This window comes from Curtobacterium sp. MCPF17_046 (assembly GCF_003224295.1).
Lineage (GTDB): Bacteria > Actinomycetota > Actinomycetes > Actinomycetales > Microbacteriaceae > Curtobacterium.
This window is the reverse complement of sequence record NZ_QKLB01000028.1, coordinates 1-10,156: the sequence shown is the minus strand read 5'-3', so window position 1 is coordinate 10,156 and position 10,156 is coordinate 1. Positions and strand designations below refer to the sequence as shown.

12 protein-coding genes and 1 pseudogene are annotated in these 10,156 nt (G+C 71.5%); 12 read left to right on the top strand and 1 reads right to left on the bottom strand.

Going from position 1 to position 10,156, the window contains the following annotated elements:
* The 11 genes and pseudogenes from DEJ32_RS16590 to DEJ32_RS15835 all read left to right on the top strand — a co-directional run.
* Window positions 1-200 (top strand): annotated as a pseudogene (locus DEJ32_RS16590) (ABC transporter ATP-binding protein); the annotation flags it as partial.
* Entirely contained in the window at window positions 200-1,120 is a 921-nt protein-coding gene (locus DEJ32_RS15880) for a metal ABC transporter permease (protein ID WP_110901988.1), read from the top strand. The pseudogene DEJ32_RS16590 and the gene DEJ32_RS15880, both read left to right, overlap by 1 nt.
* A complete protein-coding gene (locus tag DEJ32_RS15875; protein ID WP_110823147.1) occupies window positions 1,117-1,539 on the top strand; it encodes a Fur family transcriptional regulator in 423 nt (140 codons plus the stop codon). The genes DEJ32_RS15880 and DEJ32_RS15875 overlap by 4 nt, the downstream gene beginning before the upstream one ends.
* A gap of 10 nt (window positions 1,540-1,549) precedes the next feature.
* The gene (locus DEJ32_RS15870; protein ID WP_110901989.1) at window positions 1,550-2,236 is read left to right on the top strand and encodes an alpha/beta fold hydrolase; all 687 of its coding nucleotides are present in this window, start codon (window positions 1,550-1,552) and stop codon (window positions 2,234-2,236) included.
* A gap of 74 nt (window positions 2,237-2,310) precedes the next feature.
* Window positions 2,311-3,759 (top strand): lipase maturation factor family protein, encoded by a 1,449-nt coding sequence (locus DEJ32_RS15865; protein WP_110901987.1) that lies wholly within the window; start codon window positions 2,311-2,313, stop codon window positions 3,757-3,759.
* Between the two features lie 341 nt (window positions 3,760-4,100).
* A complete protein-coding gene (gene rpmB, locus DEJ32_RS15860; RefSeq protein ID WP_110823151.1) occupies window positions 4,101-4,337 on the top strand; it encodes a 50S ribosomal protein L28 in 237 nt (78 codons plus the stop codon).
* Entirely contained in the window at window positions 4,337-4,507 is a 171-nt protein-coding gene (rpmG, locus tag DEJ32_RS15855; protein ID WP_110823153.1) for a 50S ribosomal protein L33, read from the top strand. Before rpmB ends, rpmG begins: the two co-directional genes overlap by 1 nt.
* A gap of 3 nt (window positions 4,508-4,510) precedes the next feature.
* Window positions 4,511-4,816 carry a 30S ribosomal protein S14 gene (gene rpsN, locus DEJ32_RS15850; RefSeq protein WP_110823155.1) on the top strand — a complete coding sequence of 102 codons (306 nt, stop codon included), beginning with the start codon at window positions 4,511-4,513 and terminating at the stop codon, window positions 4,814-4,816.
* 301 nt (window positions 4,817-5,117) lie between these two features.
* The gene (locus tag DEJ32_RS15845) at window positions 5,118-5,405 is read left to right on the top strand and encodes an HU family DNA-binding protein (protein WP_110823157.1); all 288 of its coding nucleotides are present in this window, start codon (window positions 5,118-5,120) and stop codon (window positions 5,403-5,405) included.
* 110 nt (window positions 5,406-5,515) lie between these two features.
* A complete protein-coding gene (locus tag DEJ32_RS15840) occupies window positions 5,516-7,480 on the top strand; it encodes a cytochrome c oxidase assembly protein (protein WP_110901986.1) in 1,965 nt (654 codons plus the stop codon).
* Entirely contained in the window at window positions 7,477-8,799 is a 1,323-nt protein-coding gene (locus DEJ32_RS15835) for an ATP-dependent RecD-like DNA helicase (RefSeq protein WP_110823161.1), read from the top strand. Before DEJ32_RS15840 ends, DEJ32_RS15835 begins: the two co-directional genes overlap by 4 nt.
* A gap of 54 nt (window positions 8,800-8,853) precedes the next feature.
* Here DEJ32_RS15835 and DEJ32_RS16070 read toward each other — a convergent pair whose 3' ends face one another.
* Complete coding sequence (locus DEJ32_RS16070; protein ID WP_146234198.1) at window positions 8,854-9,300, bottom strand: DUF4383 domain-containing protein; 447 nt, start codon at window positions 9,298-9,300, stop codon at window positions 8,854-8,856.
* Window positions 9,301-9,547: 247 nt separating this feature from the next.
* Here DEJ32_RS16070 and DEJ32_RS15825 point away from each other — a divergent pair.
* Window positions 9,548-10,156: phosphatase PAP2 family protein (locus DEJ32_RS15825; protein WP_181420714.1), on the top strand; the 609-nt coding region annotated here is incomplete at its 3' end.

Genomic DNA, 10,156 nt, shown 5'->3' with positions numbered 1-10,156 from the left:
GCTTCCGGATCGGCGCTCCCGACGAGGTCCTCCGCGCCGAGGTGCTCAGCGACCTGTACGGCACGCCCGTCGACGTCGTCCGCACGATGGGCCGGATCGTCATCGTCGGCGCGAGCGACGCGCACGACACCGCGGGCGTCGGCCACCACCACTGTGAACCAGCCCCGCACGGGGTCGGCCCGGACGAAGGGCGGTTCTGATGGACGTCTGGTCGACCGTCTTCTCGTTCCAGGACTACGGCGAGCTGCTCGTGCTCGTGCGGAACTCGATCCTCGCGGGCGCCGTGCTCGGTGTCGTCGGCGGGCTCATCGGGCCGTTCGTCGTCGCCCGGAACATGCCCTTCGCCGTGCACGGCATCAGCGAGCTGTCCTTCGCCGGTGCCAGTGCGTCCCTCCTGCTCGGCGTCAACGTCGTCAGCGGCTCCGTGGTGGGGTCGCTCGTCGCCGCGCTGCTCATCGGGCTGCTCGGCAGCCGTGCCCGCGACCGCAACTCGATCATCGCGGTGCTCATGCCGTTCGGCCTCGGCCTCGGGATCCTCTGCCTGGCGCTGTACAAGGGCCGGGCGGCGAACAAGTTCGGCCTGCTCACCGGCCAGATCGTGTCCGTCGACAACCCGCAGCTCGGGTTCCTCGTGCTCATCTCGGCCGTCGTCGTCATCACCCTCGTCGTGATCTGGCGCCCGCTGATGTTCTCGTCCGTCGACCCGGACGTCGCAGCCGCCGCCGGGATCCCGGTCCGCACGCTCGGGCTCGTGTTCATGCTCGTGCTCGGCCTGGCCACGGCGGTGTCCGTGCAGATCGTCGGGGCGCTCCTCGTGCTCTCGCTCCTCGTCACGCCGGCGGCCGCGGCCCTGCGGGTGACCGTCAACCCGGTGCTGGTCCCGCTGCTCTCCGTCGTGTTCGCGGTGACGTCGGTGGTCGGCGGCATCCTGCTGGCACTGGGCGGCGGCCTGCCGATCAGCCCGTACGTGACGACCATCTCGTTCCTCATCTGGGTCGTCTGTCGGGTCATCGGCGCCCGGCGGGAACGCCGGGGACGCGACCGGGTGACGGACCGCGAGCAACAGACCGGTGGCGGGACGAGCCTCCCGGCCACCACGAAGGAAGGGGTCACAGCATGAACGCCGTGCAGAAGCCACGACGCAACACCTGGCAGCGCGAAGCGGTCCGCGGCGCCCTCTCCGAGACCGAGGGGTTCGTCAGCGCGCAGGCGCTGCACGCGCACCTGCGCGACGGCGGGTCGACGATCGGCCTCGCGACCGTGTACCGGGCGCTCTCCGACCTGGCGAACGACGGGGACGCGGACTCGCTGCAGCAGGACGGCGAATCGCTGTACCGGGCCTGCACGACCGACAAGCACCACCACCACCTCATCTGCCGGGTGTGCGGCCGGACGGTCGAGATCCAGGCCGACCCGGTGGAGGAGTGGGCCCGTGCGACGGCCGCGGCGAACGGCTTCTCGAACGCCAGCCACGTGGTCGACGTCTTCGGCGAGTGCGACGTCTGCACCGCCCGTGCCGCTGTCCGTGGTGGCGCGTAGTCTCCCGGACATGCACGTCGTCCTCGTCCCCGGGTTCTGGCTCGACGCGAGCGCGTGGGACAACGTCGTCCCGGTCCTCCGGGCCGCCGGCCACAGCGTCGACGCGGTGACCCGGAACGGGGCGACGCTCGACGACCAGGTGGCCGACCTCGTCCGACGTCTCGACGCCGCACCGGAACCCGTCGTGCTCGTGGGCCACTCGGGCGCGGGCCCGATCGCCGCCATGGCCGCCGACCGACGCCCCGGCCGGGTGCGGCACCTGGTGTACGTCGACACCTTCCCCGGCCCCGAGGGCGGGTGCGTCAACGACGAGCTGCCGGTCGTCGACGGACAGGTCCCGCTGCCGCCCTGGGACGTCTGGGAACCCGCGACCGTCCGCGACATGACGCCGGAGGTCCGCGCGGACCTCGAGCGTCGGGCGGTCGCCGAACCCGCGCGGGTGGCCTCCGACCTGTTCCACTACACCGACCCGGCCCGGCACCGGATCCCGGCGACGGTCATCACGTGCGAGATCGCGGCGGACGAGCTGGCCGGCATGGTCGCCGACCACCAGGCCTGGGCCGCGGAACTCGTCGCGACCGAGGAACTCGAGATCGTCGGGCTGCACGCCGGGCACTGGCCGATGCTCACGGTGCCGCGGGAGCTCGGTGCGCTGGTGGTGCAGGCGCTGGCGCCGCGCCCGACCGACGGCGTCTAGCCGGGCGGCCACCGGACGGCCGGACCGCGCGGACCAGGACGCACCCGCGGAGACGCCCGCGTAGCGTCCGGCGCGTGGACCTGCAGACGTGGACGAGTTGGGCGGGCGCGGCGGACTACGACGTCGCCCGCTTCGTGCTCCAGCGCGGGGTGGCGGCGATCGCGTGCCTGGCGTTCCTGTCCGCCGTCGCGCAGTTCCCGGCGCTCCTCGGTGAGCGGGGTCTGCTCCCGGTCCCGCGGTTCATGGAGCGGCGGTACGCGCAGACCCTGCCCGTCGTCTGGCGGTGGTGGCGGTACACCGACCGGCGTCTACGGATCCTGGCCGGGGGCGGGGCCGTCCTGTCGGCCGGCATCGTCGTCGGGCTGCCGCAACGGGGGCCGGCGTGGGTGCCGGTCCTGTGCTTCCTGCTGCTCTGGCTCGCCTACCTGTCGATCTCCGACGTCGGGCAGACCTTCTACGGGTTCGGGTGGGAGTCACTCCTGCTCGAGTCGTTGTTCGTCGTCGCGTTCCTCGGTTCGGACGAGGTCGCGCCGCCGATCGTCGTCCTCGTCGCGATCCGGTGGCTGGTGTTCCGGCTCGAGTTCGGCGCCGGGATGATCAAGATGCGCGGCGACCGGTCGTGGCGCGACCTGACGGCGCTGTACTACCACCACGAGACACAGCCGATGCCGAACCCGATGTCCCGGACGGCCCACCTGCTGCCCCGTCCCGTGCACCGACTGGAGACCCTGGGCAGTCACGTCGTCCAGCTCGGCGTCCCGTTCCTGCTCTTCGCCCCGCAGCCGGTCGCCTCGATCGCGGCGGCGCTCGTGCTGCTCACCCAGGTGTGGCTCGTCGTCACGGGCAACTTCGCCTGGCTCAACTGGATCACCCTGGTGCTGACGTTCGCCGCGATCGACGACCGTTCCGTGGCGACGGTGTTGCCGTTCCTCCAGGGCATCGCGGAGACCGGACCGACCGCGACCCCGGCGTGGTTCGTGGGGCTGACGGTCGTGGTCGGCCTGCTGCTGCTCGTGCTGTCCTGGCCCTCGGCGAAGAACCTGGTGTCGCGGCGGCAGCTCATGAACGCCTCCTTCAACCGGTGGCACCTCGCCAACGCCTACGGTGCATTCGGCAGCGTGACGCAGGAGCGGGACGAGGTCATCGTCGAGGGGACCCTGGCGGAGGACCCGGACGAGGACGACTGGTCCCCCTACGAGTTCAAGGGGAAGCCCGGTGACCCGGGGCGGCGTCCGGCCCAGTTCGCGCCGTACCACCTGCGGCTCGACTGGCTCATGTGGTTCCTGGCGCTCGGAGCGGACGACGGGTGGTTCCGGGTGTTCGTCCTGCGACTGCTCGAGGCCGACCGGCCGACGCTCCGGCTGCTCCGACACGACCCGTTCGACGGGCAGCGGCCGAGGTGGGTGCGGGCGCGGGTCTTCCGGTACCGCTTCGCGACCAGGGCGGAGCGGCGGGCGACCGGTCTCCACTGGATCCGACAGGAACGCGGACTGCTCCTGCCGCCGTCCGGTCTGCGGCGCTGAGGTACCCGCCGCCGGTGCGACCCGGCGGGCACGGACGGGAGGCGCGGCTTGCGACGCGCCCGGCGGTCGCGTAACGTGGGCGGCTGGTTCTCCGCGCCTGCGCGGAGCACCAGTTGTTCTGCCCTCCGACCGTCGCGAACGCCGCGGTCGCGTGGTACCGGATCCGAGCCTCCAGGCCTGACTGAACCCCCGGGTTCAGCGGTCGACGGTGGCCGACCGCCGGTCTGGGCGGTGCGCACACCCCCCTCGCTCAGCCACCTCCGGTGGTGCAGCGCGTGCGCGCCAGGCAAGTGACCTTGGGTGCAGCCGATCGGCTGCACGGTGAACATCAGGAGGAAACCATGGCTGCAGTGTGCCAGGTGACCGGCGCCGTTCCCGGCTTCGGACACGCCATCTCGCACTCGCACCGCCGGACGAAGCGTCGCTTCGACCCGAACGTGCAGAAGAAGACCTACTACGTGCCGTCGCTGCGTCGTAACGTGACGCTCAACGTCAGCGCCAAGGGCATCAAGGTGATCGACGCTCGTGGCATCGAGTCCGTCGTGGCGGGCATCCTCGCCCGTGGGGAGAAGATCTGATGGCGAAGCGCGGTCAGGACATCCGTCCGATCATCAAGCTCCGTTCCACCGCGGGTACCGGGTTCACGTACGTGACGAAGAAGAACCGCCGGAACAACCCCGACCGTCTCGTGCTGAAGAAGTACGACCCGGTCATCCGCAAGCACGTCGACTTCCGTGAGGAGCGCTGAGTCATGGCGAAGAAGAGCAAGATCGCGAAGAACAACCAGCGCGCCGTCATCATCGAGCGCTACGCCGAGCGTCGCCTCGAGCTGAAGAAGGCCCTCGTGGACCCGAACGGCACCGACGAGTCCCGCGAGGCCGCCCGCGTCGGCCTGCAGAAGCTGCCGCGCGACGCGTCGCCGGTCCGCTACCGCAACCGCGACGCCATCGACGGCCGCCCCCGTGGCCACCTCGGTGAGTTCGGCATCAGCCGTGTCCGCTTCCGCGACATGGCCCACCGTGGCGAACTGCCGGGCATCACGAAGAGCTCCTGGTAAGCACCAGCACCACCGACGCCCCCACGACCTCCCGAGGTCGTGGGGGCGTCGTCGTCCGCCTGGCGTCCACCGAGCGCGCCGGAGGGCGCGTCGGTCGTCACATCGGCCCCACCAGCCTCTCCCGTTGCTCGGCAGGCCCGGAAAACCGGGCGAGTCGACGGGAAACCCCGGGACCGGCTGGTAGGTTCATCACCGGTTCCACGGGCCCTCGGCCCGCCGGGCCTGCAGCACGGGACAACCGTCCCGGGCATCCGGGCGTCCGCGTCCGACCCATACGCAAGAAGTCCGAGGAGGACATCCAATGGCTGACAAGTCACTGAACCGCACCGAGCTCGTCGCTGCCGTCGCCGCCGAGTCCGGCCAGAGCCAGGCCACCGTCAACGGCGTCGTCGACGCGCTCTTCGCCGTCGTCGGCAAGTCCGTCGCGGACGACACCAAGGTCACGATCCCGGGCTGGATCGCCTTCGAGAAGACCCACCGCGCCGCGCGCACCGGTCGCAACCCGCAGACGGGTGAGGCCATCGAGATCGCCGCGAGCGACTCGGTCAAGGTCAGCGCCGGCAGCAAGCTCAAGGCGTCGGTCAAGTAAGACCCCGCAAGCTCCACGGAAGGGACGGCGTCCGCGCCGTCCCTTCCGTCGTTCCCACAGCAGGCCGGCGTGGTCGTCGGCGTGCCCGGGGCAGCGCCTAGGCTTGACGGGTGAACCGCATCGCGCGCATCGCCGGCCCCGGCGTCCTGTTGCTCGTGGCGTTCGTGTCCCTGCTCGTGGCGCTCGTCGTCGGTGGTGGAGCCGATGCCGCGCTCATCGCCGACCCCGGCGCCGTCGTCCGCTTCGGACTGCCGCTCGCGCGCATGCTGGTCGACCTCTCGGCGGCCGCGACCATCGGCGGACTCGCGCTCGCCACGATCGGCCTGTCCCGCACCGCGCCTGAGTGGGACCGCGCGATCGACGTCGCCGCCGGGGCAGCCGGTGTCTGGACCGTCACCGCGGCCGTCACCACGTTCTTCACCTACCTCAGCGTCGCGGGCGGGGCCGTCAGCCTCGACGCCGGCTTCGGGCAGTCGATGGGCGTGTTCCTCACGGGCACCGACCTCGGGCTCGCCTGGCTGACCACCGTGCTCGTCGCGGCGGTCGTCACGGTGCTGTGCTTCGCGGTGCGGTCCCGGGGGATGGTCGCGCTCACCACGGCCGTCTCGCTGATCGGCCTCGTCCCGCTCACGCAGCAGGGCCACGCAGCCGGTACCGCGAGCCACGACGCAGCGGTCACCGCGCTCGGCCTGCACCTCGTCGGGGCAGCGCTCTGGGTCGGCGGACTCGTCATGCTCGTGCTCGTCCGCGACGTCCTGCCCGGCGCGCGCCTGGCCGCCGTGGTCGGTCGGTACTCCAGCGTCGCCCTCGGGTGCTTCGTGCTCGTCGCCGTCTCGGGTGTCGTCTCCGCCCAGATCCGGATCGGGGCGTTCGACGAACTCGGCAGCCCGTACGGCGTCCTGGTGCTCGTCAAGGTGGGCGCCATCGTCGCGATGGGGGTCATCGGGGCGGTGCACCGTCGCCGGGCGATCGCGTCGCTCACGACCAGCCCGACGCGCGTCCGGCCGTTCTGGACGCTCGTGGTCGTCGAGCTCGCCGTGATGGGGGTCGCGTCCGGGTTCGCCGCCGCCCTGGGCCGGACCGCGACCCCGGCCGGGCAGCTCGCACTGAGCAAGACCAGCGACCCGACCCCGGCCGAGATCCTGACCGACGACCCGCTCCCGGCCGCACCCGGCACGTGGGGGTGGCTGACGAACTGGAACGTCGACCTCTTCTGGCTCATGGCAGCGGTGCTGCTCGTCGCCGCGTACGCCGCCGGGGTCGTCCGCCTGCGCCGGCAGGGCCGCGCCTGGCCCGTCCGCCGGTCCGTCGCCGCCGGCATCGCGATCGTGGCACTCGTCGTCGCGACCTCCGGTGCGCTCCACACCTACGACCGCTTCCTGGTCTCCGCGAACGTCGGCGCCCACGTGCTGCTCGGCCTCGTCGTGCCCGCGCTCGTCTGGGCGGCAGCGCCCGTTGAGCTCATCCGTGCGGCCGTGCTGCCGCGGGAGGACGACAGCGCCGGCGTCCGCGAGTGGACCACCGTCCTCGTCGACAACGCCGTCGTCCGCTACCTCGTCCAGCCGTTCCCGGCGTTCGTGCTGCTCGCCGGCATCTGGTGGGGCCTCTACGCCACCGACGTGCTCCGCTGGTCCGTCAGCGACGCGACGGGCCGCACCGTCGTGGACCTCGTGTTCCTGGTCGTCGGCCTCCTCGCGCTGCCCACGCTCCTCACGCCGGTCGCCATCGGTGCCCGCCGTCCGTCGACCGCGGCGTTCCTGGTGCGCGGCGCCGGAGCCGTCGTGGTCGCCGCGGGCACGGTGTCGCTCGGGATCGCCATGCAGGGGCCGCTCGGGCTGCTGCAGGCGTCCTGGTTCGGGGCGATGGGCCGGACCTGGGGACCGGACCCGCTCGTCGACCAGGCGCGGGGCGGTGCCGTGCTCATCGTCGCCGGGGTGCTCGTGGTGGTGGCCGTGGTGGTGGTCGGACTCGTGCGCCTCCGCCGCACGCAGCAGGCCGGCGGGGACGCCCTGGCGGGACCGGACACGGGCCTCCCGACCGTGGCACCGGTCCCGAGCGGGTCGAGCGCTCCGTGAGCGTCGAGCTCTCCGCGGAGCAGCGCGCCGTCTTCGAGTACATCGAGTCGACCCGCGACCACGTCTTCATCACCGGCCGCGCCGGCACCGGCAAGTCGACGCTGCTCAACCACCTGTCGTGGAACACCGAGAAGCAGGTCGTGATCTGCGCGCCCACCGGGGTCGCTGCGCTGAACGTCGGCGGACAGACCATCCACTCGCTGTTCCGCCTGCCGATCGGCCTGATCGCCGACGCCGAGCTGCGGCAGGGGCCCGACACCCGCAAGCTCCTCAACACCATCGACACCCTGGTCATCGACGAGGTCTCGATGGTGAACGCGGACCTGCTCGACGCCATGGACCGGTCGTTGCGCAAGGCCCGCGGACGCCAGTCCGAGGCGTTCGGCGGCGTGCAGGTCGTCATGTTCGGCGACCCGTACCAGCTGCCGCCGGTGCCCGGCGACGGCGACGAGCGCGCCTACTTCACCGACCACTACCGGTCGATGTGGTTCTTCGACGCGAAGGTGTGGCTCGAGGCCGAACTGCACATCATCGAGCTCGCGACGGTGCACCGCCAGCGCGACGACGCCTTCGCCGCCATGCTCACGGCCGTCCGCCACGGCCGCGTCACCGCCGACGTCGCGGGGCAGCTCAACGCCGCCGGCGCCCGTCCGGCCCCGGACGACGCCATCACCCTCGCCACGCGGAACGACACCGTGGCGCGGATCAACAAGGCCGCTCTCGAACGGCTGCCCGGCAAGCTGAAGACCGCCAGGGCCGACGTCAACGGCGACTTCGGCGGGCGGAACTTCCCCGCGGACGAAGCGCTCGAACTCAAGCCGGGCGCGCACGTCATGTTCCTCCGGAACGACCCGGACCAGCGCTGGGTGAACGGCACGCTCGGCATCGTGCGGAGCATCCGGGACACGGTCTGGGTCAGCGTCGACGGCGAGGACTTCGAGGTGCAGCCCTCGGTGTGGGAGAAGTTCAAGTACTCCTACGACCCGGACAAGAAGGAACTGAAGAAGGACACCGTGGGGGAGTTCCAGCAGTTCCCCCTCCGGCTCGCCTGGGCGGTCACGATCCACAAGTCGCAGGGCAGCACCTACGACCGTGCGGTGGTGGACCTCGGCAACCGGGTGTTCAGCGCGGGCCAGACCTACGTGGCGCTGTCGCGGTTGACGTCACTCGACGGGCTGTACCTGACGCGCCCCCTCCGCCCGGCGGACATCATCGTCGACCTGGACGTGCGGCGGTTCATGTCCGAGTCACCCCGCGTCGTCGCGACCCAGCTCGAGGCGCCGAAGCCCGCCGGGACGCCGGAGTCCGACGCCTCCTGAACGACGACGCCCGCCTGCCGGATCGGCAGACGGGCGTCGTCGTGGAGGTGCGGGTCAGGCGCGGGCCGCACGCAGCGCGCGGAGGTTCTCCTTGTCGGCACCCAGCGCGGTGAGGACCAGGACGACGCCGACGATCGCGTGGAAGACGTTGTCCGTCGTGTTCAGCGCGAGGACGTTCGCCGAGGTGGCCGAGAACACGAAGCCGTAGACGGCGAGCACGAGCAGCACGACACCGATGACCAGGTTCACCGCACGGGACCCGACCGTGTTGCCGAGGCCCACGATGAAGAACGCGGCGGCCAGGAGCGCCCAGATCGCGCACAGCGCGGGGTTCAGCATGAAGGAGTTCCAGAGGAACCCACCCTCGCGGCTGAAGAACTGTCCACCGTTGTCCTGGGCGAAGAAGAAGCCCAGGAAGCCCCAGATCGCGAACAACGTGCCGGCGGTCATCGCCAGTGCGCGGTTCGGCGAGGCGGTGATGCCCGGTTCCTTGATGGCCACTTCGGTCTCCTCTTCCTGCGCGACGATCGCGCTGTCCGGCTGCCCGCCACCGCGACCTGTGTCACGCTGTCCGGAGGCGTGCTGTCCGGACACCTGTCGCAGGAGGGCCGTGGCCCCGCTCCGGAGGCCGGTGCTCCCAGCTCCCGACGGGCGCTGCAACGGTATCGTGTCGGACCCCGACCGACCGAATCGCTTCCCGCCCAGCAGGCGGACGGCGAGACCGACGACGATGACTCCGAGGAGGACGATGCCCGTGATCCGGACCCCCGAGCGCACCGCGCCGGAGTCCCGCGACGACGGACGTGGACCGAGCGTGTCCCGGAGGTTCCGGTGGGCGCTGCTCGCGGCTCTGGGGTTCGTGATCGTGCCTTCCGTCTACGCGGTCGCGGTGTTGACGCCGACGGGGCAGCGGATCGAGGACGCCGCACTCGGCGGTGTCCGCGAGTCCGACCTGTTCGGGTCGGACACCGCCCTCAACGTCATCTCGGTCCCGGTGATCCTGCTGTTGGTCGTCGTGATCGCCGCCGTCGCGTTCGCACGCAGGCGGCTCGCCGTGGGGCTCGGAGCGGGCTTCGTGGTGCTCGCGTCCGCGGCCACCTCGACGTTGCTCAAGCGTATCGCCGAGCGCCCGGAGATCGCCCAGTCACCCACGCCCAACTCGTTCCCGTCCGGGCACGCGACCATCGCCCTCGCCGCGCTCTTCGCCGTGCTCATGGTCACGCCGCGACGTCTCCGGCCGGTGGTCCTGGTCGTCGGAGCGGTGTACGCCGTCTTCGTGGCGAACCAGACGGTGGTGTACGGCTGGCACCGGGTGAGCGACATCATCGGTGCGTGTGCGGTCGCCCTGTTCTGGCTC